Below are 25,163 nucleotides of genomic sequence, written 5' to 3'. Positions count from 1 at the left end.
CAGCTTACATCATGCCGCCCATGCCGCCCATGCCACCCATGTCGGGCATGCCGGCGCCGGCGCCTTCCTTGGCCGGCTTGTCGGCGATCATCGCCTCGGTGGTGATCAGCAGGCCGGAAACCGACGCCGCGTCTTCCAGCGCGGTGCGAACCACCTTGGCCGGGTCGATCACGCCGAAGGCGAACATGTCGCCGAACTCTTCGGTCTGGGCGTTGAAGCCGAACTTGAGGTCGTTCGACTCGCGGATCTTGCCCGCGACGACCGAGCCGTCGACACCGGCGTTCTCGGCGATCTGACGCAGCGGCGCTTCCAGCGCCTTGCGCACGATCATGATGCCGGCGTCCTGGTCGCTGTTCGCACCGGTCACGCCCTCGAGCGACTTGGCGCCCTGGATCAGGGCGACACCGCCGCCGACGACGACGCCTTCCTGAACCGCCGCACGGGTGGCGTTCAGCGCGTCATCGACACGGTCCTTGCGCTCTTTCACTTCGACTTCGGTCATGCCGCCGACGCGGATCACCGCAACACCGCCGGCCAGCTTGGCGACGCGCTCTTGCAGCTTCTCGCGGTCGTAGTCCGAGGTGGTTTCCTCGATCTGGGTGCGGATCTGCGCCACGCGGGCCGCGATTTCAGCCTTGTCGCCGGCACCGTCGACGATGGTGGTCGCGTCCTTGGTGATCGAGACCTTCTTGGCGGTGCCGAGCATGTCCATGCCGACATTCTCGAGCTTCATGCCCAGGTCTTCCGAGATCACCTGGCCGCCGGTCAGGATCGCGATGTCCTGCAGCATGGCCTTGCGGCGATCGCCGAAGCCCGGCGCCTTGACGGCGGCGATCTTCAGGCCGCCACGCAGCTTGTTGACCACGAGGGTGGCCAGGGCTTCGCCCTCGACGTCCTCGGCGATGATCAGCAGCGGCTTCTGCGACTGGATCACCTGCTCGAGCAGCGGCACCATCGGCTGCAGCGACGAGAGTTTCTTCTCGTGCAGCAGGATGAGGCAGTCATCCAGCTCGGCGATCATCTTGTCGGGGTTGGTGACGAAGTAGGGCGACAGGTAGCCGCGGTCGAACTGCATGCCTTCGACCACTTCGGTCTCGGTCTCGAGGCCCTTGTTCTCTTCGACGGTGATGACACCCTCGTTGCCGACCTTCTGCATCGCGTCCGCGATCTGCTTGCCGATTTCGGCTTCGCCGTTGGCCGAGATGGTGCCGACCTGCGCAACCTCGGCGCTGTCGTTGACCGGGCGGGCGGCGGCCTTGATGGCTTCGACGACCTTGTCGGTGGCCAGATCGATGCCGCGCTTCAGATCCATCGGGTTCATGCCGGCGGCGACCGCCTTCATGCCTTCGCGGACGATGGCCTGGGCCAGAACCGTGGCGGTGGTGGTGCCGTCGCCGGCCTCGTCATTGGTGCGCGAGGCGACTTCTTTCACCATCTGCGCGCCCATGTTCTCGAACTTGTCCTCGAGTTCGACCTCTTTCGCGACCGAGACACCGTCCTTGGTGATGCGCGGCGCGCCGAACGACTTCTCGATGACCACGTTGCGGCCTTTCGGGCCCAGCGTCACCTTCACCGCGTCGGCGAGGATGTTGACGCCACGCAGCATGCGGTTGCGGGCATCGGTGTCGAACTTGACGTCCTTGGCAGCCATGTTGCTTGCTCCTGGTTGTCTGTATTTCAGTTAATCGAAGGCGGACAGGCTCAGGCGATGATGCCGAGGATGTCGCTTTCCTTCATGATCAGCAGCTCTTCGCCGTCGATGGTCACCTCGGTGCCCGACCACTTGCCGAACAGCACCCGGTCGCCGGCCTTGACGCCCATCGCGATCAGCTCGCCCGAATCCTTGCGGGCGCCTTCGCCGCAAGCGACGACTTCACCCTCGGCGGGCTTTTCCTTGGCGCTATCGGGGATGATCAGACCGCCCTTGGTTTTTTCTTCGCTCTCGACGCGGCGGACCAGCACACGGTCATGCAGCGGTTTGAATGCCATCTGAGAACACTCCCTAGGTTCCAGGTTAATTTGTCGTTAGCACTCACCACCGGCGAGTGCCAACGCTCCGCATCTAAGGACAGCGTTGGGCCGAGTCAACTCACCTGGGCGCGAAAAATTCACGCTGCCGCGCGGCATCGGCTGGCCCGGCATGATCCGCCGTGGCATCGTGGCCGGCGGGGCAAGCCGGAACCTGTTCGAGGAGCGTTTGATGTCCGTGTTCTCTGTCGTCGCCCGGGTCGCCGTGACCCTGCTGCTGCTGGCCGCGCCGGGGGCCTCCACCGCCGCCTGCCACGGCAAGGACCTGCTGGCCGGATATAGCGACGCCCGGAAGGCGGCACTGGTCGGCGACGCGCCCTATGCCACCGGCAATGTCTGGCGCGCCACCAGGGGCGACGCGAGCCTCACCCTCATCGGCACCTATCACCTGCCCGACCCGCGTTTCGACGCGCTGATGCCGCGGCTGACACCGCTGCTGCGTGGCGCCGACGCGCTGCTGGTCGAGGCCGGGCCGAAGGAAGAGGCCGCCCTCAAGTCCGAGATGACCAGCCGGCCCGAGATCCTGTTCCTGACCGAAGGCCCGACCCTGCCCGAGCGGCTCGACGAGCCGACATGGCAGGCGCTGGTGAAGGCGGTCCGGGCCCGCGGCATCCCGCCCTTCCTCGCCGCCAAGATGCGGCCCTGGTATCTGACGATGCTGCTCTCCGTCCCGCCCTGCGCCCGCGCCGAGATCAAGGCGGCGCAGAGCGGCGGGCTGGACAAGCGGCTGATCGCGGCCGCCCGGGCCCGCGGCATCCCGGTCCGGGCGCTCGAACCCCACGACACGGCGCTCCGCGCCTTCGACGCGATCCCGTTCCCGGCCCGGCTCGACATGCTGCGCGCGACCGTGGCCACGGACGGCAACGCCGCCGACCTGCTGGCCACCACCGCCAGTGCCTATTTCGCCGGCCAGCACCGGCTGATCTGGGCCTTCTCGCAGCACCTCGCCGTGACCGGCTCGGGCCTGCCGCCCGGCCGGGGCCGGGCCGCCTATGCCCAGATCGACCGCCACCTGGTCACCGACCGCAACCGCGCCTGGATCCCGGTTCTGGAACGCGCGGCGGCAGGGCACCACGTCGTTGCCGCCTTCGGCGCCGGTCACCTGGGCGGCCGCGACGGCGTGCTGAACCTGCTGCACCGGGCCGGCTTCACCCTGACCCGGCTGGAACCGTAACCTGCGCCCGGCGTCAGGCCGACAGCGGGCCGATGCCGCGCCGCAGCGGGGTGACAAGCCCGGGCGCAATGCCTATAAAGCGCGCGATTTGACCCTCTTTTGCAGACGGAACACCGCCATGATCAAGGTATTCGGCCATAAATCCCCCGACACCGATTCGACCGGCTCGCCCATCATCTGGGCCTGGTACCTGACCGAGGTGAAGGGCACCCCGGCCAAGCCGTGCCTGCTGGGCGAACCGAACACCGAGGCCGCCTTCGTCCTGACCCGCTGGGGCCTCGACAAGCCCGAGATCATCGCCGATGTCGAAGCCGGCGAGACCTGCGTCATCGTCGACACCAACAACCCGGCCGAGCTGCCGGCCTCGATCAACGACGCCGACGTGGTCCAGATCATCGACCACCACATGCTGGCCGGCGGGCTGAAGACCAAGCGGCCGATCGACATCACGATCCGTCCGCTCGCCTGCACCGCGACGATCATGTACGACCTGATGGGCGACGACACCGCCAAGATGCCCGACGCGATCAAATGCGCGATGCTGTCCTGCATCCTGTCCGATACGCTCGAGTTCCGCTCGCCCACCACCACCGACCATGACCGCGAAGTGGCCCAGACCCTGGCCAGCGAGCTGGGCGTCTCGATCCCGGATTACGCCGCCGAGATGTTCGCGGCGAAATCCGACGTCTCGGCCTTCTCGGAGGCGGAACTGCTGAAGATGGATTCGAAGGAATACGAGCTCGGCGGCAAGAAGCTGCGGATCTCGGTGCTGGAAACCACCGCGCCGGCCGTCGTGCTCGAACGCAAGGACGCCCTGGTCGCGGCGATGCCCGGCGTGGCCGAGGCCGACGGCGCCGACCAGGTGCTGCTGTTCATCATCGACATCCTGCGCGAGGAGGCGACGCTGCTGGTGCCCAACGACCTGGTCAAGACCATCGCCGAGAAGAGCTTCGGCGCCAAGGTCGAGGGCGACACCGTGGTCCTGCCCGGCATCATGAGCCGGAAGAAGCAGATCATCCCGTCGCTGAACGTCTGAGCGACATCCCGGTGGGGCGGCCCGGCTGCCCCGCCGCCGAGGCTGGGGGCGCTGCCCCCAGACCCCCGGGATATTTCGGCTGAGAGGAAGACGGGAACGCCTTTCCTCTCAGTCCAAATATCCCCGCCGGAGGCACCGCGCCGCAGGTGCGGCCCGGCCGAGCCGAGGCTTCCATGACCCGCATCCTTCAATCGCTTGCCGAGATCGGCCCCGCCTATGACGCGCTGTTCTGCGATCTCTGGGGCTGCCTGCATAATGGCCAGGCCGCCTTTCCCGAGGCGGTGGCGGCACTGCAGGCGTTCCGCTCCGGCGGCGGCAAGGTGGTGCTGCTGACCAACGCGCCGCGGCCCAAGCCCAGCGTGCTGCGCCAACTCGACCGGCTGGGCGTGCCGCGCGACGCCTATGACGAGGTGGTGACCTCGGGCGACGCGGCGCAATACGCGCTGGTAACCGGGGCGGTGGGGCAAAAGGTCTATCATCTCGGGCCCGCGAAGGACGACGGTTTCTTCACCGAGATGGCCGAGGACCTGCCCACGGGCGCGCCGATCAGCCGGGTGCCGCTGGAAGAGGCCGAGGGCATCGTCTGCACCGGCCTGTTCGACGACCTGACCGAGACGCCCGAGGATTACCGCGCCACCCTGCTCTACGCCAAGGCCAAGGGGCTCAAGCTGCTCTGCGCCAATCCCGACATCGTCGTCGACCTTGGCGACAAGCGGATCTTCTGCGCCGGGGCGATCGCCCGCGCCTATGACAAGATGGGCGGCGAGAGCCTCTATTTCGGCAAGCCCTGGCCGCCGATCTACGACCTCGCCCGGCGCCGGCTGGCGGCGCTGGCGGGCGAGGTGGCGGACCGCAGGATCCTCGCCATCGGCGACGGCATCGCGACGGATATCAAGGGCGCCGTCGGCGAGGGGCTGGACGCGCTCTTCGTCACCGGCGGACTGGCGGCCGAGGAATTCGGTCCCGACCCGGCCCGGCCCGATCCGGCGCTGGTCGATGCCTACCTGGAGCGCCACCAGATGACGGTGACGGCGGCGATCGCCCGTCTGCGCTGAGGCAAAACGGCGTAGCATCATAATTACGCCGCAATGTCGCATCCGGAAATATTGTTGCGCGCCCATCTTGCGCCTTCCCCTGCCCCTCGCTATGCTGCGGCGCAACATGAGCGATGGACCCAGACAGATGTTCGACACCCCGCCGAATGACAACCTGCCGCGCGGCACGATCTGCATCGAGGATCTCGAAGTCGGCATGATGCGCTATCTGCGCAAGCAGGTCACCGACCGCGATATCGAGCTGTTCGCCGAGGTCTCGACCGACCACAACCCGGTGCATATGGATGACGATTACGCCCAGGACACCATCTTCGAGGGCCGCATCGCCCATGGCATGCTGACCGCCGGGCTGATCTCGGCGGTGATCGGAGAGCAGCTGCCGGGCCATGGCACGGTCTATATGGGCCAGACGCTGAAGTTCCTCGCCCCGGTGCGGCCGGGCGACACGGTCGAGGCCCAGGTCAAGGTTCTGACCATCGACCACGCCAAGCGCCGCGTCACCCTTGATTGTCGCTGTCTGGTGGGCGATACGGTCGTCCTGAAAGGCGAGGCGCTGGTTCTGGCGCCGAGCCGCAAGTTCGACTGACGGCGGGCGCCTCCGCCGCGAGAGACGGCGCGGGGATCGATGCGGATTGTCACGACATGGACCGGGGTTGAGCCGGGCGACCGGGGCGCTTCGGTCGCCATGGGCAACTTCGACGGCGTCCATCGCGGCCATCAGGCGGTGATCGCACTGGCCGAGACCGAGGGCCGCAGGATCGGCGCGCCGCCCGGCGTCATCACCTTCGAGCCGCATCCGCGCCAGGTCTTCGCCCCCGATGCCCCGCCCTTCCGGCTGATGAACGCCGCCGCCCGCGCCCACCGGCTGGAGAAGCTGGGCGTCGAATTCCTCTACGAGCTGCCCTTCACCCTGGCGCTGGCCGGGATGACGCCGCGCGAGTTCGCGCAGCAGGTGCTGGCCGACGGGCTGGGCGTCGCCCATGTCGTCGTCGGCGCCGATTTCTGCTTCGGCAAGGGCCGCAAGGGGACGGCGGCGGACCTCAAGGCCTTCGGCGAGGAGATGGGCTTCGGCGTTACCATCGCCGAACTGGTCGCCGATGCCGGCGACGAGGTCTCCTCGACCTCGATCCGCAAGGCGCTGAGCGACGGGAGGCCGCGCGACGCCGCAAGGATGCTGGGCCACTGGCACCGGATCGAGGGCGAGGTGCTGCACGGCGACAAGCGCGGCCGCGACCTCGGCTTCCCGACCGCCAACATCGCCATCACCGCCCTGCACCCACCGCGCTTCGGCGTCTACGCGGTGAAGGTCGACGTGCTGACCGGCCCCCATGCCGGCAGCTATGACGGCGCCGCCAGCCTTGGCGTGCGACCGATGTTCGGCGAGAACCTGCCCAATCTCGAGACTTTCCTCTTCGATTTCGACGGCGATCTCTACGGCGCCGAGATCTCGATCGGGCTGGTCGAGTTCCTGCGGCCCGAGATGACCTTCGACGGGCTGGACGGGCTGATCGCGCAGATGTCCGCCGATTGCGACAAGGCGCGCGAGATTCTCAAGGACGCCTGATCGCGCCGGCACGCCGCCGGACGAAGGGTCGGATCGGCACCGCCCCTGCGACCCTGCGTCCGCTTTGCCCCGGCGCTGCCCCGCCCCATCTCTGCGTGAACCCCGCCTTTCCCCCTTCCCTTTCCCGCAACTCTCCGACAGTCTCCCGCCCATGAAAGACCCGATCGCCCGCGAAGGCCTGCGCCCGAAATTCTGGGAACGCGTGCCGCTGAAGAACCTCACCCCGCGCGAGTGGGAGGCGCTGTGCGACGGCTGCGGTAAATGCTGCCTGAACAAGCTCGAGGACCCGGACACCGCCGAGATCGCCTTCACCCGCGTCGCCTGCCGGCTGCTCGACGACGAGACCTGCCACTGCGCCCAATACGAGATCCGCAAGCAGTTCGTCCCCGAATGCGTCGTGCTGACGCCGAAGAATATCGGCGACATCGCCTATTGGATGCCGTCGACCTGCGCCTACCGGCTGCTTTACGAGGGCAAGGCGCTCTACGACTGGCACCCGCTGATCTCGGGCGATCCGGAAACCGTGCATGAAGCCGGCGTCTCGGTGCGCGGCTGGACGGTGCCGGAATTCGAAGTGGACGAGGACGAGTGGGAAGACCACATCATCGAAGGAGACCTGTGATGTTCTTTGCCTCCGACAACGGATCGGCCGTGCCGCCCGAGGTGATGGCGGCGCTGGCCCGCGCCAACGAGGGCTATGCCATGCCCTATGGCGCCGATGCGATCATGGACGGGGTGCGCGAGAAGGTCCGGGCCGTGTTCGAGGCGCCCGAGGCGGCGGTCTACCTGGTCGCCACCGGCACCACCGCCAATTCGCTGGCGCTGGCGAGTTTCTGCCCGCCCTGGGCGACGGTCTTCTGCCATACCCACGCCCATATCGCCGAGGACGAGTGCGGCGCGCCGGAATTCTACACCGGCGGCGCCAAGCTGACGCTGGTCCCGGGCGAGCACGGCAAGATGACGCCCGAGGCGCTGGCCGCGGTGATCGGCCGCAGCGGCGGCAGCGTCCACAACGTCCAGCGCGGCATGCTCAGCCTGACCAACATCACCGAGGCCGGGACGCTCTATTCGGCCGGGGAGATCGCGGCGCTGTGCAAGGTCGCCAAGGCGGCCGGCCTGCCCTGCCACCTCGACGGCGCCCGCTTCGCCAACGCCATCGTCGCCTCGGGCGCGACGCCGGCCGAGATGACCTGGAAGGCGGGCATCGACGTGGTCTCCTTCGGCGGCACCAAGAACGGGTTGCTGGGGGTCGAGGCGGTGGTGATCTTCGATCCCGAGAAGGCCTGGGAATTCGAGCTGCGGCGCAAGCGTGCCGGCCACCTGTTCTCGAAACACCGTTACCTGTCGGCGCAGATGGATGCCTACCTGACCGACGATCTGTGGCTGAGGCTGGCCCGGCAGGCCAACGCCGCCGGCACGCGGCTGGCCGAGGGGCTGGCGCAGGCGGGGGCCGAGCTGCTGCACCCGGTGCCGGCCAACCTGATGTTCGCCGCCCTGCCCCGCGCCGCCCATGGCCGGGCCCGCGACGGTGGCGCGCTCTACTACCTGATGGGCCCGGCCGAGGGGCCGGCGGACGAGCCTGTGCCGGCCCGCTTCGTCACCTCCTGGTCGACCACCGAGCAGGACGTCGACCAGTTTCTCGGCTTCATCCGCGGGTGAGGTGAACGCCGATTGCGGCGGCGACGGCGTCGGGATGGGTGACCGGCAGCATGTGGGTCGCGCCCGGCACCGTCACCCGCGTCACCCGCTTCAGCCGCCGCGCCAGTTCGCGCGCGATGGCGGTGATGATCGGCGGCGAATCCCCGCCCTCGAGCAGCAGCACCGGCATCTCCAGCCCTTCCAGCCGCCCCGGCGCCAGCAGGTTGCCGCTGTCGTGCCACAGCACCGGCTCGGAGGCGAGGATCAGGTGGATGCGCTCGGCGAAGTAGCGCCGCTGGGCCTCGGGGGTCGCCTCCCAGCTCTGGCCGGTGCCCCAGTCGGCGATGAACATCCGCGCCGCGCCCTCGGCATCGCCCGCCTCCAGCGCCGCCTGCAACGGCCGCATCTCGTCCTCGTGCCCGACCGCCTCGGGCGCCCCGGCGGCGCGGGCGGCGGCGAAGAGCGTCGGTTCGATCAGGGTCAGGGTACGGACCAGATCGGGCCGCTCCAGCGCCAGCCGCAGCGCGACGACGGCGCCGAAGGAATGGCCGACCAGATCGACCGGCCCGTCTTCCGCCTCGGCCAGCGGCACCGCGCTCTCCAGCGCCACCGCGGCGATGTCGGACCCCGGCTGCCAGTCCGGCGCCCGGCCGTGGCCCGGCAGGTCGAAGGCCACCATGTGCAGCCTGTCGCCCAGCCGCTCGGCCAGCGCGCTCCATTCGCCGGAATGGGCCAGCGAACAATGGATCATCAGCGCCGGGCGCGGCCCCTGCCCCAGGCGCCGCACCATCGCCGGATCGGGCCGGGTCGCCGCCGCCACGTCGTTCACAGCCGGCCCTCCAGATGGGCGTCGAGATCGTCGAGCCGGTCCTGGCCCCAGAAGCGCTCGTCGTCCTGGGTGATGTAGAACGGCACGCCGAAGACGCCGCGCTCGACCGCCTCCTCGAGGTTCCTGGCATAGGTCTCGGCGCCGGTCAGCAGCCCGCTATCGGCCAGCTTGGGATCGAAACCCGCCGATTTCAGCACGTCGCGGATGACGTCGTCATCGGCGATGTTGCGCTCCTCGGCCCAGCAGGCGCGGGTGAAGCCGTGCACCAGCGCCGCCATGTCGCCGCCGCCAGCGTTCTGCGCGGCGATGATGGCATAGGAGGAAGGCGCCGGGTTCACCGGCCAGAAGGCGGGCTGAAGGTTGATCGGCAGCCCGGCCTTGGCCGCCTGGCGCCGCAGTTCCTGCAGCCGGTAGTCCAGCCGGCTGCTATGCCGGTCCTTGGGCGCGGTGCCGCCGGTGCGGGTGAACAGCGCCAGCACGTCAAGCGGCTTGTAGGTGATCGTCGCGCCATGCTTGGCCGCGATCTCCTCCAGCCGGGTGCCCGCCAGGTAGGTGAAGGGCGACACGGTTGCGAAAAAGTAGTCGATATGAGTCATTCTTGACGTCTCCCCTGCCGCCACGAGGTTTGCAAGACGGTAGCCGGGTGGTAAGCGGGGTCACCGTCACGAATCCGTCACCGGACAACCTGTCAAGGACCCCGCCCATGCCCGCCTATACCGAGCCGAAACTGATTTCCGGCAATGCCAACCGCACCCTTGCAAATTCGATCGCACGGCGGATGTCAATGCATCGGGGCATGTCGGTCGGGCTGGTCAACGCCCGGGTCGAGCGTTTCAACGATCAGGAAATCTTCGTCGAGGTGTTCGAGAACGTCCGCGGCGAGGACATGTTCATCATCCAGCCGACCTCGAACCCGGCCAACGACAACCTGATGGAGCTCCTGATCATCGCCGACGCGCTGCGCCGCTCCTCGGCCTCGCGGATCACCGCCGTGATCCCCTATTTCGGCTATGCCCGCCAGGACCGCCGCACCAAGGCGCGGACGCCGATCAGCGCCAAGCTGGTCGCCAACCTGCTGACCGAGGCCGGGATCGAGCGCGTCCTGACCCTCGACCTGCACGCCGCCCAGATCCAGGGCTTCTTCGACATCCCGGTCGACAACCTCTACGCCGCGCCGATCTTCGCGCTCGACATCGAGCATCACTTCAAGGGCCACCTGGAGGACGTCATCGTCGTCTCGCCCGATGTCGGCGGCGTCGGCCGCGCGCGCGAGCTGGCCCAGCGGATCGGCTGCGGCCTGGCCATCGTCGACAAGCGCCGGGTGCGCCCGGGCGAGGTGGCCGAGATGACGGTGATCGGCGAGGTCTCGGGCAAGACCTGCATCATCATCGACGATATCTGCGACACCGCCGGCACCCTGTGCAAGGCGGCGGAACTGCTGATGAACAACGGTGCCCAGGAAGTGCATTCCTACATCACCCACGGCGTCCTCTCGGGCCCGGCGGTCGAACGCATCCGCAACTCGGTGATGAAGAGCCTGGTGATCACCGACTCGATCGAGCCGACCGAAGCGGTGCTGGCGACGCCGAACATCCGCATCGTGCCGACGGCGCCGATGTTCGCCCAGGCGATCCTCAACATCTGGAACGGCACCTCGGTGTCGTCGCTGTTCGAGGTCGAGACCCTGGTGCCGATCTACGAGGGCCTCTACCAGCGCGGCTGAGGCCGCCCTCCGTGCCTTCCCGCTTTCATCTTCACGAAAATATCCCGGGGGTCCGGGGGCTGGCCCCCGGCCCTGCGCCGGTCACAGCTGCCACAGGTCGTCGTCCTTGAGCGCCCCGATCGCCGTCCAGTCGGCCCGGATGCGGGCGACGCGGGTATCGCCCCAGCAGTGAAAGACGATCTCGAAGCCGTCGCAGGTAACGGCCTCGGCGGCGATGTCGGCGCGCAGGTTCGAGCTGCTGTCGACATCCCAGAGCGAGACGCCGACGCTCACCGCCGGCGGCGCCTGGAACGGTTCCGAGAAGCGCACCGCGCAGCGGCGCTCGCGCGGGCCGCTGCCGGTCCACATCTCGCCGCCATCCTCGAAATCCGAAAACACCAGGGTCGAGCCCTGGTCGATGCCCAGCATGTCGCCGCGTATCCGCTTCACCCCGTCCCCCTCGCGTTCCCTGTCCCCGGCCGCCACCCTTGCCGGCAATTCCGGCAGAAATACGGAGCGCCGGGGCCTGACTTGGGGGCTGGCTTGGGGTCTTACCGCGCCCGGCCCGCCATTTCCAGCACCGTGAAACGACAAGGGCCCCGCCGAAGCGGGGCCCTTGCCAAACCAGTGACCGGATCGCTCAGATCGCGACGGTGCCGCGCAGCATGTGCACGTCGTGGATCAGCTTCTCGGCCGCGTCCTTGTCCTCGGGCAGCGCCGCCTCGGCAAGGCTGCGGGCCTCCTCGAGCATCTGGTCGATGATCGTGCCGGTCGCTTCCTCGATCGGGATCGCGCGCTCGGCCAGGACCGAAACCGCATTGCCGGTGATCTCGGCGAAGCCGCCGGTCACGACATAGGCCTGCAGACCATCGGAACCGGCCGCCCGCAGCACCCCCGGGCGCAGCGTGGTGATCAGCGGCTCGTGGCCGTCCATCGCCACGAGGTCGCCCTCGGCGCCGGGGATCTGGACCTCGGTCGCGTCGAAGGACGCAAGCTTGCGCTCGGGCGAGACCAGGTCGAATTGCAGCGTGTTGGCCATTTATGCCTCCTCAGGCCGCTTCGGCGGCCAGACGTTCGGCTTTCGCGATCGCCTCGTCGATGTCGCCGACCATGTAGAAGGCGGCTTCCGGCAGGTGGTCGTATTCGCCGGCCACGACCGCCTTGAACGACGCGATGGTCTTCTCGAGCGGGACCTGGACGCCGTCGGTGCCGGTGAACACCTTGGCGACGTCGAACGGCTGGGACAGGAAACGCTGGATCTTCCGGGCGCGGGCCACGGTCAGCTTGTCCTCTTCCGACAGTTCGTCCATGCCGAGAATGGCGATGATGTCCTGCAGCGACTTGTAGCGCTGGAGGATGCCCTGGACGTCGCGGGCGACCTGGTAATGCTCTTCACCGACGACCTGCGGGTCGAGGATCCGCGAGGTCGAGTCGAGCGGGTCGACGGCCGGGTAGATGCCGAGCTCCGAGATCGCACGGTTGAGAACCGTGGTCGCGTCGAGGTGGGCGAACGAGGTCGCCGGGGCCGGGTCGGTCAGGTCGTCGGCCGGCACGTAGATGGCCTGCACCGAGGTGATCGAGCCCGCCTTGGTCGAGGTGATCCGCTCCTGCAGGGCGCCCATGTCGGTGGCCAGCGTCGGCTGGTAGCCCACGGCCGAGGGGATGCGGCCCAGCAGCGCCGACACTTCCGAGCCGGCCTGGGTGAAGCGGAAGATGTTGTCGACGAAGAACAGAACGTCGGTGCCCGAGGCATCGCGGAACTGCTCGGCCAGGGTCAGGCCGGTCAGGGCGACGCGGGCACGGGCGCCCGGCGGTTCGTTCATCTGGCCGTAGACCAGCGCCACTTTCGATTCCTCGAGCTTCTCGGGGTTGATGACCCCGCCCTCGATCATCTCGTAGTAGAGGTCGTTGCCCTCGCGGGTCCGCTCGCCGACGCCGGCGAAGACCGAGTAGCCCGAGTGCACCTTGGCGATGTTGTTGATCAGCTCCTGGATCAGAACCGTCTTGCCGACGCCGGCGCCGCCGAACAGGCCGATCTTGCCGCCCTTCGAATAGGGCGCCAGCAGGTCGATGACCTTGATGCCGGTGACCAGGATTTCCGCCTCGGTCGACTGCTCGTCGAAGTCCGGGGCCGGCTGGTGGATGCCGCGGCGCTCTTCGGTCGCGACCGGGCCCTTCTCGTCCACCGGCTCGCCGATGACGTTGAGGATGCGGCCCAGGGTGGCGTCACCGACCGGAACCGAGATCGGCCCGCCGGTGTCGCTGACCGCCGCGCCGCGGACCAGACCTTCGGTCGCGTCCATGGCGATGGTGCGCACGGTGCTCTCACCCAGGTGCTGGGCGACTTCCAGAACCAGGCGCTTGCCGTTGTTGTCGGTTTCCAGCGCGTTCAGGATGGCCGGAAGATCGCCATCGAACTGGACGTCCACGACGGCGCCGATGACCTGGGTCACTTTGCCTTTGCTTGCCATTGTTTCCTATCTCCGGTTCCGTCAGAGCGCCTCGGCGCCCGAAATGATTTCGATGAGTTCCTTGGTGATCGCGGCCTGGCGCGAGCGGTTGTACTCGACCGTCAGCTTGTCGATCATGTCGCCCGCGTTGCGCGTGGCATTGTCCATCGCGCTCATCCGGGCGCCCTGTTCCGAGGCGCCGTTTTCCAGCAGGGCAGTGAAGATCTGGGTCGCCACGCCGCGCGGCAGCAGGTCGGCCAGGATGCCTTCCTCGCTGGGCTCGTAGTCGTAGAGCGAGGCTTCCGCGCCCTCCACTTCCTCGAACATCGCGGGGATGATCTGCTGCGCGGTCGGGACCTGCGAGATCACCGACTGGAAGCGATTGAAGAACAGCGTCGCGACGTCGAACTCGCCGGCGTCGAAGCGCGCCAGGATGTCCTTGGCGATGGCCTGGGCATTGTCATAGCCCACCGACTTGACCTCGGTCAGGTCGACATGGTCGATGAAATGCTCGCTGTAGTCGCGCTTAAGCTGCTCGCGGCCCTTCTTGCCGACGGTGAGGATCTTCACCGTCTTGCCCTGGGCCAGCAGCTCCTGCGCGCGGGCCCGGGCGAGGCGCACGATCGTCGAGTTGAAGCCGCCGCACAACCCGCGCTCGGCGGTCATCACCACCAGCAGGTGGGTCTGGTCCGAGCCGGTGCCCGACAGCAGCCGCGGCGCGCTGTCAGAGCCGCGCACCGAGGCGGCGAGGCCGGCCATCACCGCGTTCATCCGCTCGGCATAGGGCCGGGCGTTCTCGGCGGCTTCCTGGGCGCGGCGGAGCTTTGCCGCCGCGACCATCTGCATCGCCTTGGTGATCTTCCGCGTGTTCTTGACGCTTCCGATCCGGTTTTTCAGATCCTTGAGGCTGGGCATCTAGCGTCTCCTCGACTCCGCCCTCAGGCGAAGTCTTTCGCGAACTCGTCCAGCGCAGCGCGCACTTTGTCGGCCAGCTCGTCCTTCACCTTGCGGTCGTTGTTGGTGATGTCGTCCAGCAGGTCCTTGTGATTGGCCCGCAGGTGCGCCAGCATCGCCGCCTCGAAGCGGCCGACTTCGGCGACCGGGATGTTGTCGAGGTAGCCGTTGGTGCCGGCGAAGATGACGCAGACGATCTCGGCGTTGGTCAGCGGCGAGTATTGCGGCTGCTTCATCAGCTCGGTCAGGCGGGCACCGCGGTTCAGCAGCTTCTGGGTCGCGGCGTCGAGGTCCGACCCGAACTGGGCGAAGGCCGCCATCTCGCGATACTGGGCCAGCGACAGCTTGACCGGGCCGGCGACCGAGGACATCGCCTTGGTCTGGGCCGAGGAGCCGACGCGCGACACCGACAGACCGGTGTTCACGGCCGGGCGGATGCCCTGGTAGAACAGTTCAGTCTCGAGGAAGATCTGGCCGTCGGTGATCGAGATCACGTTGGTCGGGATGAAGGCCGAGACGTCGCCGCCCTGGGTTTCGATGATCGGCAGCGCGGTCAGCGAGCCGGCACCGTTATCCTCGTTCATCTTCGCCGAACGCTCGAGCAGGCGCGAGTGCAGGTAGAAGACGTCGCCCGGATAGGCTTCACGCCCCGGCGGACGGCGCAGCAGCAGCGACATCTGGCGGTAGGCGACGGCCTGCTTGGACAGGTCATCGTAGATGATCAGCGCGTGGCGGCCGTTGTCGCGGAAGAATTCCGCCATCGCGGTCGCGGCGTAGGGGGCGAGGAACTGCATCGGCGCCGGGTCCGAGGCGGTCGCGGCGACGATGATCGAGTAGTCGATCGCGCCGGTTTCCTCGAGCTTCTTGACCAGCTGCGCCACGGTCGAGCGCTTCTGGCCGACGGCGACGTAGATGCAGTAGAGCTTCTTGCTCTCGTCGTCGCCGGCGGCTTCGTTGTAGCTCTTCTGGTTCAGGATGGTGTCGAGCGCCAGCGCGGTCTTGCCGGTCTGACGGTCGCCGATGATCAGCTCGCGCTGGCCGCGGCCGATCGGGATCATGGCGTCGACCGACTTGAGGCCGGTGGCCATCGGCTCGTGCACCGATTTCCGCGGAATGATGCCCGGGGCCTTGACGTCGGCGACGCGGCGCTCGGTGGCCGCGATCGGGCCCTTGCCATCGATCGGGTTGCCGAGGCCGTCGACCACGCGGCCGAGCAGCGCGTCACCGGCCGGCACATCCACGATGGACTTGGTGCGCTTGACGGTGTCGCCTTCCTTGATGTCCTGGTCGGAGCCGAAGATCACGATGCCGACGTTGTCGACTTCGAGGTTCAGCGCCATGCCGCGGATGCCGCCGGGGAATTCGACCATCTCGCCGGCCTGGATGTTATCGAGGCCGTAGACACGGGCGATGCCGTCCCCGACCGAGAGCACGCGCCCCACTTCGGCGACTTCGGCTTCCTGGCCGAAGTTCTTGATCTGCTCCTTGAGGATCGCAGAGATCTCAGCAGCTTGGATACCCATTTATCCGACCTCTTTCATTGCATTCTGGAGGGCCGCGAGCTTCGAGCGGATCGAGGTGTCGATCATCTTCGAGCCCACTTTCACGACGAGACCGCCGATGAGCTTTTCATCGACGGCCGTTTTCAGTTTCACATCTTTGCCGATCTGCGCCTTGAGCGTGGCGGCCAGCTTGTCGGCCTGGGCCTCGGTCAGGGCGGTCGCGGCGGTTACCTCGGCCAGCACCTCGCCCTTTTCGTCGGCGATCAGGTCGCGCAGCACGGCGACCAGCTGGGGCAGCACGAACAGGCGGCGCTTGGACGCCATCAGGCCCAGCGTGTTGGCGGTGATCGGGCCGAGATCCATTTTCTTGGCCAGCGCGGCGATGGCCTGCGCCTGGTCCTCGCGCGAATAGAGCGGCGAGGAGATCATCACCTTGAAATCCTTGCTTTCGCTCAGCGCGCCGTCCAGCGCTTCCACATCTTGTTCAAGCTTCGGCAAAGCCTTGTCTTCGCGGGCCAGTTCGAAAATGGCCGTGGCGTAGCGCGCGGCGATGCCGGAGGAGATCGAAGCTGGTTCGGACACGTCAACCCTTCCGCTGTTGCTGCCGTCCCGACACTTCGGTGCACAGGACAAGGCTTACCCATGACGCACGCAGACAGCATGCACCTCAAATCCGGCGTGGGTGTAGCAGAGGTCGGTGGGCCTCGCAACCATCTTGCTCACGATCCGGTGAGGCTTCGCGCCCCTAATTACAGGCACTTGATCGGTTTTCACGAAACTGCGACCGTTTGGCGCCGCGCCGCAGCGGCGAAATGTCCGGAATCGCGCCTGAAACGGGGGTGAATCAGACCGGCTCCGCCCCCGGCGCGGGCACGCCCTCCAGCACCTTCAGCGGTCGCCGCACGACCTCGCGCAGGCCGGGCCGCTTGGGCGCGAAGACCTGTTTCGAGACCTCGAGCATCAGCACCCCGCCGGCGCGCCAGGGAATGCTGCGGCCGGTGCGCTCCCAGAACGGGGCGGTGCGCAGCCAGAAACGCTTGTGCGACGGCGGCGCGTAGAGCGCCGACAGGTGCCGCTCGGGCGCGAACTCCGCGCGCTTGAGCTGGGCTTCGAGCTGGCCCGAGGTGTAGGGCCGGCCATAGCCGAACGGCGTGATGTCGCGCCGCGCCCACAGCCCGGTGCGGTTGGGCACGATAATCAGCGCCCGGCCGCCCGGGCCCAGCACCCGCCAGGCCTCTTCCAGCACCGCCGTCGGATTGTCCGAGGTCTCGAGCCCGTGCATCAGGATCAGCCGGTCGACCATGCCGGTCTGCAGCGGCCACCGCGCCTCTTCGGTCAGGACCGAGACATTGGGCATCCCGGCGGGCCAGGGCATCACGCCCTGCGGCGCCGGCATCAGCCCGACGACCCGCCGCGCCTCGGCCAGGTAGGGGCGCAACAGCGGCACCGCGAAGCCGAAGCCGACGACGGTCTGGCCCTTGGCCTCGGGCCACAGCCCCAGCACCTTGTCGCGGATCGCCTTCTGCGCGGCGCGGCCGAGGCCGGTCCGGTAGTAGAAGTTGCGCAGGTCGAGCACGTCGAGATGCATGGGCTATCCGGAATTGATCCTTGTCCTCGGCCGGGGATGGCGCGAGAGTCGGGCCGCAGAATACCCAAGACACACGGAAACGCCATGCCGCTTCAGATCGTCACCGTTCCCTGCCTCTCCGACAATTACGCCTATATCGTGAAGGGACCGGAAAGCACCTGCGTGATCGACGCGCCCGAGGCCGGGCCGATCATCGCCGAGCTCGAGGCGCGCGGCTGGTCGCTCGACAGCATCCTGATCACCCATCACCACCACGACCATGTCGGCGGGGTCGAGGAGCTGCGGGCGAAATACCACTGCGACGTGCTGGGCCCGAAGGCAGAGCAGGACAAGCTGCCCGAGCTCGACCTGGCGCTGGCCGACGGCGACAGCGGCGGCGAGGGCGATGAGCTGGTCGAGGTGATCGCGGTGCCGGGCCACACGCTGGGCCATGTCGCCTATTACTTCCCCAATGGCGGCGCCGTCTTCACCGCCGACAGCCTGATGGCGATGGGCTGCGGCCGGGTCTTCGAGGGCACGCCCGAGATGATGTATCACAGCCTGCAGCGCCTCGCCGCGCTGCCGCCCAAGACGCTGGTCTATTCGGGCCACGAATACACCGCCGCCAATGCCCGTTTCGCCAAGACCATCGAGCCCGACAACCAGGAGCTGAACTGGCGCATCGAGCAGATCGACCATGCCCGCGCCGAGGGCGAGCCGACGGTTCCGGCGATCCTGGCTCAGGAATTGGAGACCAATCCCTTCCTGCGCGCCCATCTGCCGCAGGTGAAGGCCGCGGTCGGCATGCCCGACGCCCCGGATGTCGCTGTCTTTGCCGAGATTCGTGCCCGCAAGGACCGGTTCTGAGACCCGCGCCCAGAGATCACAAATTGGGCGTTTGCGCATCATTCAGAACTTTCCCGGCAGAAAAACCTTGAAGCGCGGGAAATAAAACCGAACTCTAAATCTATGAGGCAACGGTCGGAGTCCGGGCCCGTCCCGCTCCGTCCTCTGGAATAGGAGCACGCACAGTGCCGTCATTCTCGTCCACGCTCGAGCAAGCCATCCATGGCGCGCTGGCGCTCGCCAACGCCCGCAAGCACGAACTGGCAACGCTGGAACACCTGCTTCTTGCGTTGATCGACGAACCCGATGCCGCCAAGGTGATGCAGGCCTGCAGCGTCGATCTCGACGCGCTGCGCAGCACCCTGACCGAATTCATCGACGACGATCTGTCGACCCTTGTCACCGATGTCGAAGGCTCCGAGGCGGTGCCGACCGCCGCCTTCCAGCGGGTGATCCAGCGCGCCGCGATCCACGTCCAGAGCTCGGGCCGGACCGAGGTGACGGGCGCCAACGTGCTGGTCGCGATCTTCGCCGAGCGTGAATCCAACGCCGCCTATTTCCTGCAGGAGCAGGACATGACCCGCTACGACGCGGTCAACTTCATCGCCCATGGCGTGGCCAAGGACCCGTCTTTCGGCGAGGCCCGCCCCGTCACCGGCACCAGCGAGGCCGAGGAACAGCAGGCCAAGGCCGAAGCCGGCGAGGCCAAGGAATCCGCGCTGGCGAAATACTGCGTCGACCTCAACGCCAAGGCGCGCGAGGGCGATGTCGACCCGCTGATCGGCCGCGAGCACGAGGTCGAGCGCTGCATCCAGGTGCTCTGCCGCCGGCGCAAGAACAACCCGCTGCTGGTCGGCGATCCCGGTGTCGGCAAGACCGCCATTGCCGAGGGCCTGGCCTGGAAGATCGTCAAGGGCGAGGTGCCCGAGGTGCTGGGCGAGGCGACGATCTACTCGCTCGACATGGGCGCGCTGCTGGCCGGCACCCGCTACCGCGGCGATTTCGAGGAGCGGCTGAAGGCCGTGGTCAAGGAGCTCGAGGATCATCCCGACGCGGTGCTGTTCATCGACGAGATCCACACCGTGATCGGCGCCGGCGCGACCAGCGGCGGGGCGATGGACGCCTCGAACCTGCTCAAGCCCGCACTGCAGGGCGGCAAGTTGCGCTGCATGGGCTCGACCACCTACAAGGAATTCCGCCAGCATTTCGAGAAGGACCGGGCGCTGTCCCGTCGGTTCCAGAAGATCGACGTCAACGAGCCGTCGGTCGATGACGCGGTGAAGATCCTGATGGGCCTCAAGCCCTATTTCGAAAAGCACCACGACATCCGCTATACCCACGATGCGATCCGCACCGCGGTCGAGCTGTCGGCGCGCTACATCCACGACCGCAAGCTGCCCGACAAGGCGATCGACGTGATCGACGAGGCCGGCGCGGCACAGCATCTGGTGGCCGAGAGCAAGCGGCGCAAGACGATCGGGCCGAAGGAGATCGAGGCGGTGGTCGCCAAGATCGCCCGGATCCCGCCCAAGAACGTCTCCAAGGACGATGCCGAGGTGCTCAAGGATCTGGAGAAGTCGCTCAAGCGCGTCGTCTTCGGCCAGGACAAGGCGATCGAGGCGCTGTCCTCGGCGATCAAGCTGGCCCGGGCCGGGCTGCGCGAGCCCGAGAAGCCGATCGGCAACTATCTCTTCGCCGGCCCGACCGGCGTCGGCAAGACCGAGGTGGCCAAGCAGCTGTCCAGCACGCTGGGCGTCGAGCTGCTGCGCTTCGACATGTCGGAATACATGGAGAAGCATGCCGTTTCCCGCCTGATCGGGGCCCCGCCCGGCTATGTCGGCTTCGACCAGGGCGGATTGCTGACCGACGGCGTCGACCAGCACCCGCATTGCGTGCTGCTGCTCGACGAGATCGAGAAGGCGCACCCGGATGTCTACAACATCCTGCTGCAGGTGATGGACCACGGCAAGCTGACCGACCACAACGGCCGGACGGTGGATTTCCGCAACGTGATCCTGATCATGACCTCGAATGCCGGCGCCACCGAGCAGGCCAAGGCCGCGATCGGCTTCGGCCGCGACCGGCGCGAGGGCGAGGACACGGCGGCGATCGAGCGCACCTTCACGCCCGAGTTCCGCAACCGGCTCGACGCGGTGATCTCCTTCGCGCCGCTGCCGAAAGAGGTCATCCTGCAGGTGGTCGAGAAGTTCGTGCTCCAGCTCGAGGCCCAGCTGATGGACCGCGGCGTCAATATCGAGCTGACCCCGGCGGCGGCCGAATGGCTGGCCGACAAGGGCTATGACGACAAGATGGGCGCCCGCCCGCTGGGCCGGGTGATCCAGGAGCACATCAAGAAGCCGCTGGCCGAGGAACTGCTGTTCGGCAAGCTGATGAAGGGCGGGCTGGTCAAGGTCGGCGTCAAGGACGACGCCATCGAGCTCAGCTTCGAGGAACCCTCGAAGCCGCGCATCGCCGGCAACAAGCCGCGCCTTCTGACCGCAGAGTGAGCCGGCCGGCGTGCTGCGCCCCGCTCTGATAGGTCTCTTTTTCCTCGCCCTCGCGGTTCCGGCCGCGGGGGCGCTGACATTGAAACTGCCGATCGCCTGCACCCTCGGGCAGACCTGCTTCATCCAGAACTATGTCGATGACGACCCCGGCCCGGGGGCCGAGGATTTCACCTGCGGGCCGCTGACCTATAACGGCCACAAGGGCACCGATATCGCCCTGCCCTCGCTGGCCGCGATGCGGGCCGGCGTCGCCGTGCTGGCCGCGGCCCCCGGCACGGTGCTGGCGCTGCGCGACGGCATGCCGGACATCGCCGCCAACGCTCCGGACGCCCCGGACATCTCGGGCCGCGAATGCGGCAACGGCGTGCTGGTCGCCAATGGCGACGGCTGGCAGACCCAGTATTGCCACATGAAACGAGGCTCGATCTCGGTCCGCAAGGGCGAGAAGGTCAGCGCCGGCACGGTGCTGGGACAGGTCGGCCTGTCGGGCGATACCGAGTTTCCCCATGTCCATCTCTCCGTCCGCCATGACGGCAAGGTGGTCGACCCCTTCGCCCCCGACACCGCCCGCCCGCCCGCCTGCGGCACCCCGCCGACCGACACCCTGTGGCAGCCGCCGATCGCCTATGTGCCCGGCGGGCTGGTGAATATCGGTTTTGCGACGGCCGTGCCCGGCTTCGACGCGGTCAAGGCCGGGCTTCCCTCGCCCCGCGACCTGCCCGCCGACGCGCCGGCCCTGGTGCTCTGGGCCCAGGTCTATGGCGGGCGGGCCGGCGACAAGCTCGGGCTGCGGATCGTCGCACCGGACGGGACGGTCCTGGTGCAGCAACTCGTTACGCTCGACCGGGCCCAGGCCCGGCTGTTCCGCGCCATCGGCAAGCGGTCGCCGGCCGATGGCTGGCCGCCCGGCCCCTATATCGCGCTGGTGCAACTGCAGCGCGACGGCAACACGCTGGGCCAGCAGCGCACCAGCGTCGAGATCGGGCAGTAACGCCCCCGACACGGCCACGGCCGGGCGCCCGCCCGGGAGCACGGTCTCTCGCCGTGCCCCCTAGCGTTCGGTCAGCTTGAGTTCGATCCGACGGTTCTGCGCCCGCGCCTCGGGCGTGTCGCCGGTCGCCACCGGCTGGTACTCGCCGAAGCCGGCCGCCTTCAGCCGCTCGGGCGAGAAGCCGAGATCGTCGATCATGTAATGCACGACCGACAGCGCCCGCGCCTGGCTCAGCGCCCAGTTGTCGGCGAACTGGGCTCCGGGGGCCAGCGGCACGTTGTCGGTGAAGCCGTCGACCTCGAGGATCCAGTTGATCCCCGTCGGGATCTCCTGCGAGATCTGCTTGAGCGTGGTGGTCACGTCGGCGATCTGCTTCTTGCCCTCGGGCGACAGGTCGGCCGAGGCGGATTCGAACAGCACCTCGGACGAGAAGACGAAACGGTCGCCGACGATCCGGACGCCGGGCTGGCCCGCCAGCAGCTTGCGCAGGCGGCCGAAGAATTCCGAGCGGTACTGCTCGAGGTTCTGGGCCTTCTCGGCCAGCGCCTTGGCCCGCTCCTCGGCCGCCTTGCGCGCCGCTTCTTCCGCGACCAGCCGCCGCTTCTGCTCCATCGTCACCTGGGCCAGCGCGGCGTTGAGCTGCTTGCCCAGGCTCTCGATCTGCACCTTGTTGGCGCTGTCCTTCGCCGTCGAGGCGTCCAGCATCCCCTGCAGCTGCTTCAACTGGCCGCGCAGCGCCGCGAGTTGCTGGTTGAGCAGCGCCACCTGGCGCTGGCTCTTGGCCGATTTCGCCTTCTCGTCGGCCAGCGCGCTATTCGCCGCCGACAACAGCGCCGCCTGTTTCTCGGCCTCGGACATCTGCGCCTTGGCCGCGTTCTCGGCCTGCAGCTTGGCCGCCAAGGCCGCCGCCAGCTGCTTCTCGACCTCGGCCTTGTCGAGCCCGGCGGCCTGAAGATCCTTCACCTGCCCCTGCGCCTTGTCCCGCGCCGCCAGCGCCGCGGCCAGCTTGACGTCGAGATTCTTCTGTGCCGCCTGGGCCGCGGCCAGCATGGTCAGCGTGTCCTCGGCCTTCTTGCGCTGCTCCTCGAGCGCCAGCGTCATCGCCGTCAGCTCGTCCTGGGCGCCCTTGAGCCTGTCGCGCAGCAGCTTGGCGGCGGCGGCATCGGCCAGCCGCTGCTTCTCCTGCGCCGTCAGCTGCTCCTGCGCCCCGGCCAGCTTCTCGCGCAGCGCCTTGGCCGCGGCCGCCTCGGCCAGCTTGGCCTTCTCCTCGGCCGACAGGCTGTCCTGCAGCTTGGCGATCTGCGCAGACTGGTCGGCGACCGTCTGCTTTGAGCCTTCAAGCTCGGCCAGCACGGCGGCGAGGTTGGTGTCCTTGGCCGCGGCCTGCTTGCGCAGGCTGGCGATCAGCGCCTGCAGCGCGTCGCGCCGGGCGGCGGCCAGCCTCGCGGCCTCTTGCTGGGCGTCGATCTCCTTGCGCGCCTTGGCCACCGCCAGTTGCAGCGCCTGCTGCTCGCTCAGCAGCTTGTCGCGGGTCTCCTGAAGGTCGGCGACCTTGGCCGACAATGCGTCGTTGCGCTTGGCCGCGGCAGCGCGATCGGCCAGCAGCCCGGCGACCTGGGCCTCGAAATCGGTGATCTTGGCCTGCGCCGTCTTGAGCTCGTTCTGCCGCGCCGTCAGCTGGCTGCCCAGCGAGGCGATCAGAGCCGCCTGCTGGTCGGCCTTGTCGCGCGCCGTCGCCAGATCGCCGGTCAGTTGCCCGACCTCGCCCTGCAGCTTGGCCGTCTTCTGCTTTTCCAGCCCCAGCGCGTCGGCCAGCCCGGCGATCTGCTCGTTCAGCGCGGTCAGCTCGTTGCCCTGATTGGTGATCGTCTCACGCAGGACGAACTGCACGATCATGAAGATCGTCAGCACGAACATCAGCACCAGCAGCAGCGACGTCATCGCGTCGACGAAGCCCGGCCAGATCGGCGCCTCGGTTCGGCTGCCCCGGCGCGACAGTCCCATCGCCTAGCCCCGCCCCGAGCCGGCCGCCCCGGCCCGCGCCAGCTGCCGCACCGCCGCGGTCAGCGCCGAGAGGTCGCTGCGCAGGTCAGTGATGCTCTCCTGCCGGCCGGCCGAGATCTCCTCGAGTATCCGCAGCAGCTGGACGTCGATCGAGCGCAGCCGCATCCGGCTTTCGGCATCGACATGGGGGCCGCCGTCCTCGGCATGCTGCTCGAGAGTGGCGATCAGCCGCTCCTGGCCATCGGCGACACGGCTCTGGCCATCGGCGATCCGCGCCAGCGCCGCCGTCGCGCTGCCCTGGGCCTCGCCCTGGCCTTCCAGCCGCTCGGTCAGCCGCTCGACCGCGCCGGCCAGCCCGGCCATGCGTTCGTCCAGCGCCGTCGTCCGGGCGTCGGACTGGGCGAACAGGCTCTGCAGCGCGTCCATCTGCTCGGCCATCTGGTCGAGCACGGCAACGACCGCGCCCTGCTCCAGCCCGCCCTCGCCTTCGCCCTCGCCACTGGCGAAGCCGAGCCGGGTGATCGTCGACAGCCATTCCTCGAGCTCGCGGTAGAAGCGGTTCTGGCCGTGGCTGGCGAACAGCTCCAGCAGGCCGACGACCAGCGACCCGGCGAGGCCGAGCAGCGAGGACGAGAAGGCCGTGCCCATGCCGCCGAGCTGCTTCTGCAGCCCGCCCATCAGGTTGCCGAACACCTCGACCGCGCTCTGCCCCTCCTTCGGCGCCAGCGAGCGGATGGTCTCGACCACCGCCGGCACGGTGGTGGCAAGGCCCCAGAACGTGCCCAGAAGGCCGAGGAAAACCAGCAGGTTGATCAGGTAGCGGGTGATGTCGCGCGCCTCGTCGATGCGGGTGGCGACGGAATCGAGGATCGAGCTGGCCGAGGTCGAGGAGATCTGCGCCCGGGCCGTCCGCGACCGCAACAGCGCCGCCAGCGGCGCCAGCAGGCGCGGCGCCTTGACCAGTTGGTGGCCGGGCACGTCATTGGTGAAATCGATCAGCCAGCTGACCGAGGTGAACAGCTGCAACACCTGCAGGAAACAGGCGATGACACCGACCAGGAAGACGAAGAAGATCAGCGCGTTCAGATAGGGATTGGCGAGGAACACGCCCGAGACCCGGGGCCAGGCGACATAGGCGCCCGAGGCCACCAGCCCGACCACGATCAGCATCGTCGTCAGTTGCCGTACCGGCTGTTTGAAGAAACGCTCCGCCTCGCGCGTGGGCTTGTCCATCTGGACCTGTCCTGACCCCTGTTTTCGCTGGCCCGACCATAGGCGGGCCGGGCCGCCCTGCCAACCGGCAATTCCCTGCGCAA

Annotated in this window: 24 protein-coding genes; 11 read left to right on the top strand and 13 right to left on the bottom strand. The window is 68.0% G+C overall.

What is annotated here, in order from left to right; translation table 11 throughout:
- Positions 1-4: 4 nt before the first annotated feature.
- Together groL and groES are read right to left on the bottom strand one after the other, a co-directional pair.
- A complete protein-coding gene (groL, locus tag ACFOES_RS18515; protein WP_377834859.1) occupies positions 5-1,651 on the bottom strand; it encodes a chaperonin GroEL in 1,647 nt (548 codons plus the stop codon).
- Between the two features lie 50 nt (positions 1,652-1,701).
- Positions 1,702-1,989, bottom strand: coding sequence for a co-chaperone GroES (gene groES, locus ACFOES_RS18510; RefSeq protein ID WP_377834858.1), 288 nt, complete (start codon positions 1,987-1,989; stop codon positions 1,702-1,704).
- Positions 1,990-2,200: 211 nt separating this feature from the next.
- On the opposite strand from groES, the gene ACFOES_RS18505 reads away from it, so the two are divergent.
- The 7 genes from ACFOES_RS18505 to ACFOES_RS18475 all read left to right on the top strand — a co-directional run bounded on the left by ACFOES_RS18505 (position 2,201) and on the right by ACFOES_RS18475 (position 8,516).
- Positions 2,201-3,202 carry a TraB/GumN family protein gene (locus tag ACFOES_RS18505; protein ID WP_377834857.1) on the top strand — a complete coding sequence of 334 codons (1,002 nt, stop codon included), beginning with the start codon at positions 2,201-2,203 and terminating at the stop codon, positions 3,200-3,202.
- A gap of 118 nt (positions 3,203-3,320) precedes the next feature.
- A complete protein-coding gene (locus tag ACFOES_RS18500; RefSeq protein ID WP_377834856.1) occupies positions 3,321-4,238 on the top strand; it encodes a manganese-dependent inorganic pyrophosphatase in 918 nt (305 codons plus the stop codon).
- Positions 4,239-4,411: 173 nt separating this feature from the next.
- Entirely contained in the window at positions 4,412-5,293 is an 882-nt protein-coding gene (locus ACFOES_RS18495; RefSeq protein ID WP_377834855.1) for a TIGR01459 family HAD-type hydrolase, read from the top strand.
- Between the two features lie 127 nt (positions 5,294-5,420).
- Positions 5,421-5,879: a MaoC family dehydratase gene (locus ACFOES_RS18490; protein WP_377834854.1), complete on the top strand. Its 459-nt coding sequence runs from the start codon at positions 5,421-5,423 to the stop codon at positions 5,877-5,879.
- Between the two features lie 39 nt (positions 5,880-5,918).
- Positions 5,919-6,857 (top strand): bifunctional riboflavin kinase/FAD synthetase, encoded by a 939-nt coding sequence (locus ACFOES_RS18485; RefSeq protein ID WP_377834853.1) that lies wholly within the window; start codon positions 5,919-5,921, stop codon positions 6,855-6,857.
- Between the two features lie 151 nt (positions 6,858-7,008).
- Positions 7,009-7,479 (top strand): YcgN family cysteine cluster protein, encoded by a 471-nt coding sequence (locus ACFOES_RS18480; RefSeq protein ID WP_377834852.1) that lies wholly within the window; start codon positions 7,009-7,011, stop codon positions 7,477-7,479.
- Positions 7,479-8,516 carry a threonine aldolase family protein gene (locus ACFOES_RS18475; protein ID WP_377834851.1) on the top strand — a complete coding sequence of 346 codons (1,038 nt, stop codon included), beginning with the start codon at positions 7,479-7,481 and terminating at the stop codon, positions 8,514-8,516. The genes ACFOES_RS18480 and ACFOES_RS18475 overlap by 1 nt, the downstream gene beginning before the upstream one ends.
- Here the strand turns inward: ACFOES_RS18475 and ACFOES_RS18470 are convergent.
- A complete protein-coding gene (locus ACFOES_RS18470) occupies positions 8,503-9,324 on the bottom strand; it encodes an alpha/beta fold hydrolase (protein WP_377834850.1) in 822 nt (273 codons plus the stop codon). The genes ACFOES_RS18475 and ACFOES_RS18470 overlap by 14 nt on opposite strands.
- Complete coding sequence (locus ACFOES_RS18465; protein WP_377834849.1) at positions 9,321-9,920, bottom strand: 2-hydroxychromene-2-carboxylate isomerase; 600 nt, start codon at positions 9,918-9,920, stop codon at positions 9,321-9,323. Before ACFOES_RS18465 ends, ACFOES_RS18470 begins: the two co-directional genes overlap by 4 nt.
- 107 nt (positions 9,921-10,027) lie before the next feature.
- Between ACFOES_RS18465 and ACFOES_RS18460 the strand changes: the two genes are divergently transcribed.
- Entirely contained in the window at positions 10,028-11,047 is a 1,020-nt protein-coding gene (locus tag ACFOES_RS18460) for a ribose-phosphate pyrophosphokinase (protein WP_377834848.1), read from the top strand.
- An 81-nt stretch (positions 11,048-11,128) separates the two neighbouring features.
- On the opposite strand, the gene ACFOES_RS18455 is transcribed toward ACFOES_RS18460, so the two are convergent.
- The 7 genes from ACFOES_RS18455 to ACFOES_RS18425 all read right to left on the bottom strand — a co-directional run bounded on the left by ACFOES_RS18455 (position 11,129) and on the right by ACFOES_RS18425 (position 17,520).
- Positions 11,129-11,476, bottom strand: coding sequence for an H-type lectin domain-containing protein (locus ACFOES_RS18455; protein WP_377834847.1), 348 nt, complete (start codon positions 11,474-11,476; stop codon positions 11,129-11,131).
- Positions 11,477-11,666: 190 nt separating this feature from the next.
- Positions 11,667-12,065: a F0F1 ATP synthase subunit epsilon gene (locus tag ACFOES_RS18450; RefSeq protein ID WP_377834846.1), complete on the bottom strand. Its 399-nt coding sequence runs from the start codon at positions 12,063-12,065 to the stop codon at positions 11,667-11,669.
- Positions 12,066-12,075: 10 nt separating this feature from the next.
- Positions 12,076-13,497 carry a F0F1 ATP synthase subunit beta gene (atpD, locus tag ACFOES_RS18445; RefSeq protein ID WP_377834845.1) on the bottom strand — a complete coding sequence of 474 codons (1,422 nt, stop codon included), beginning with the start codon at positions 13,495-13,497 and terminating at the stop codon, positions 12,076-12,078.
- A 21-nt stretch (positions 13,498-13,518) separates the two neighbouring features.
- Positions 13,519-14,391, bottom strand: a complete 873-nt coding sequence (locus ACFOES_RS18440) for a F0F1 ATP synthase subunit gamma (RefSeq protein WP_377834844.1) — start codon at positions 14,389-14,391, stop codon at positions 13,519-13,521.
- A 23-nt stretch (positions 14,392-14,414) separates the two neighbouring features.
- Entirely contained in the window at positions 14,415-15,953 is a 1,539-nt protein-coding gene (gene atpA, locus ACFOES_RS18435) for a F0F1 ATP synthase subunit alpha (RefSeq protein ID WP_377834843.1), read from the bottom strand.
- The gene (locus tag ACFOES_RS18430; protein WP_377834842.1) at positions 15,954-16,514 is read right to left on the bottom strand and encodes a F0F1 ATP synthase subunit delta; all 561 of its coding nucleotides are present in this window, start codon (positions 16,512-16,514) and stop codon (positions 15,954-15,956) included.
- 262 nt (positions 16,515-16,776) lie between these two features.
- Complete coding sequence (locus tag ACFOES_RS18425) at positions 16,777-17,520, bottom strand: class I SAM-dependent methyltransferase (protein WP_377834841.1); 744 nt, start codon at positions 17,518-17,520, stop codon at positions 16,777-16,779.
- Between the two features lie 84 nt (positions 17,521-17,604).
- Between ACFOES_RS18425 and gloB the strand changes: the two genes are divergently transcribed.
- From gloB to ACFOES_RS18410, 3 genes are all read left to right on the top strand, one after another.
- Positions 17,605-18,366, top strand: coding sequence for a hydroxyacylglutathione hydrolase (gene gloB, locus ACFOES_RS18420; RefSeq protein ID WP_377834840.1), 762 nt, complete (start codon positions 17,605-17,607; stop codon positions 18,364-18,366).
- Between the two features lie 164 nt (positions 18,367-18,530).
- Positions 18,531-20,852 (top strand): ATP-dependent Clp protease ATP-binding subunit ClpA, encoded by a 2,322-nt coding sequence (clpA, locus tag ACFOES_RS18415; RefSeq protein WP_377834839.1) that lies wholly within the window; start codon positions 18,531-18,533, stop codon positions 20,850-20,852.
- Between the two features lie 79 nt (positions 20,853-20,931).
- Positions 20,932-21,843 (top strand): M23 family metallopeptidase, encoded by a 912-nt coding sequence (locus ACFOES_RS18410; RefSeq protein ID WP_377834838.1) that lies wholly within the window; start codon positions 20,932-20,934, stop codon positions 21,841-21,843.
- 60 nt (positions 21,844-21,903) lie between these two features.
- Here the strand turns inward: ACFOES_RS18410 and ACFOES_RS18405 are convergent, their stop codons facing one another.
- Together ACFOES_RS18405 and ACFOES_RS18400 are read right to left on the bottom strand one after the other, a co-directional pair.
- A complete protein-coding gene (locus ACFOES_RS18405) occupies positions 21,904-23,847 on the bottom strand; it encodes a peptidoglycan -binding protein (RefSeq protein WP_377834837.1) in 1,944 nt (647 codons plus the stop codon).
- A 3-nt stretch (positions 23,848-23,850) separates the two neighbouring features.
- Complete coding sequence (locus ACFOES_RS18400; protein WP_377834836.1) at positions 23,851-25,080, bottom strand: biopolymer transporter ExbB; 1,230 nt, start codon at positions 25,078-25,080, stop codon at positions 23,851-23,853.
- Between the last annotated feature and the right edge of the window lie 83 nt (positions 25,081-25,163).

Origin of the sequence: Acidimangrovimonas pyrenivorans, assembly GCF_042643245.1 — a bacterium.
GTDB classification, from domain to species: domain Bacteria; phylum Pseudomonadota; class Alphaproteobacteria; order Rhodobacterales; family Rhodobacteraceae; genus Acidimangrovimonas; species Acidimangrovimonas pyrenivorans.
The sequence above is the reverse complement of the archived record's forward strand: the minus strand, read 5'-3'. Positions and strand labels throughout refer to the sequence as shown.

What these genes read in the sequence shown, in the direction of transcription:
- ACFOES_RS18425 (WP_377834841.1), bottom strand. Translation starts at nt 17,520, where the DNA reads ATGCATCTCGACGTGCTCGACCTGCGCAACTTCTACTACCGGACCGGC.
- ACFOES_RS18400 (WP_377834836.1), bottom strand. Translation starts at nt 25,080, where the DNA reads ATGGACAAGCCCACGCGCGAGGCGGAGCGTTTCTTCAAACAGCCGGTA.
- ACFOES_RS18495 (WP_377834855.1), top strand. Translation starts at nt 4,412, where the DNA reads ATGACCCGCATCCTTCAATCGCTTGCCGAGATCGGCCCCGCCTATGAC.
- groES (WP_377834858.1), bottom strand. Translation starts at nt 1,989, where the DNA reads ATGGCATTCAAACCGCTGCATGACCGTGTGCTGGTCCGCCGCGTCGAG.
- ACFOES_RS18505 (WP_377834857.1), top strand. Translation starts at nt 2,201, where the DNA reads ATGTCCGTGTTCTCTGTCGTCGCCCGGGTCGCCGTGACCCTGCTGCTG.
- ACFOES_RS18405 (WP_377834837.1), bottom strand. Translation starts at nt 23,847, where the DNA reads ATGGGACTGTCGCGCCGGGGCAGCCGAACCGAGGCGCCGATCTGGCCG.
- ACFOES_RS18480 (WP_377834852.1), top strand. Translation starts at nt 7,009, where the DNA reads ATGAAAGACCCGATCGCCCGCGAAGGCCTGCGCCCGAAATTCTGGGAA.
- ACFOES_RS18475 (WP_377834851.1), top strand. Translation starts at nt 7,479, where the DNA reads ATGTTCTTTGCCTCCGACAACGGATCGGCCGTGCCGCCCGAGGTGATG.
- ACFOES_RS18500 (WP_377834856.1), top strand. Translation starts at nt 3,321, where the DNA reads ATGATCAAGGTATTCGGCCATAAATCCCCCGACACCGATTCGACCGGC.
- ACFOES_RS18490 (WP_377834854.1), top strand. Translation starts at nt 5,421, where the DNA reads ATGTTCGACACCCCGCCGAATGACAACCTGCCGCGCGGCACGATCTGC.
- ACFOES_RS18485 (WP_377834853.1), top strand. Translation starts at nt 5,919, where the DNA reads ATGCGGATTGTCACGACATGGACCGGGGTTGAGCCGGGCGACCGGGGC.
- atpA (WP_377834843.1), bottom strand. Translation starts at nt 15,953, where the DNA reads ATGGGTATCCAAGCTGCTGAGATCTCTGCGATCCTCAAGGAGCAGATC.
- atpD (WP_377834845.1), bottom strand. Translation starts at nt 13,497, where the DNA reads ATGGCAAGCAAAGGCAAAGTGACCCAGGTCATCGGCGCCGTCGTGGAC.
- ACFOES_RS18465 (WP_377834849.1), bottom strand. Translation starts at nt 9,920, where the DNA reads ATGACTCATATCGACTACTTTTTCGCAACCGTGTCGCCCTTCACCTAC.
- groL (WP_377834859.1), bottom strand. Translation starts at nt 1,651, where the DNA reads ATGGCTGCCAAGGACGTCAAGTTCGACACCGATGCCCGCAACCGCATG.
- ACFOES_RS18440 (WP_377834844.1), bottom strand. Translation starts at nt 14,391, where the DNA reads ATGCCCAGCCTCAAGGATCTGAAAAACCGGATCGGAAGCGTCAAGAAC.
- ACFOES_RS18450 (WP_377834846.1), bottom strand. Translation starts at nt 12,065, where the DNA reads ATGGCCAACACGCTGCAATTCGACCTGGTCTCGCCCGAGCGCAAGCTT.
- ACFOES_RS18460 (WP_377834848.1), top strand. Translation starts at nt 10,028, where the DNA reads ATGCCCGCCTATACCGAGCCGAAACTGATTTCCGGCAATGCCAACCGC.
- gloB (WP_377834840.1), top strand. Translation starts at nt 17,605, where the DNA reads ATGCCGCTTCAGATCGTCACCGTTCCCTGCCTCTCCGACAATTACGCC.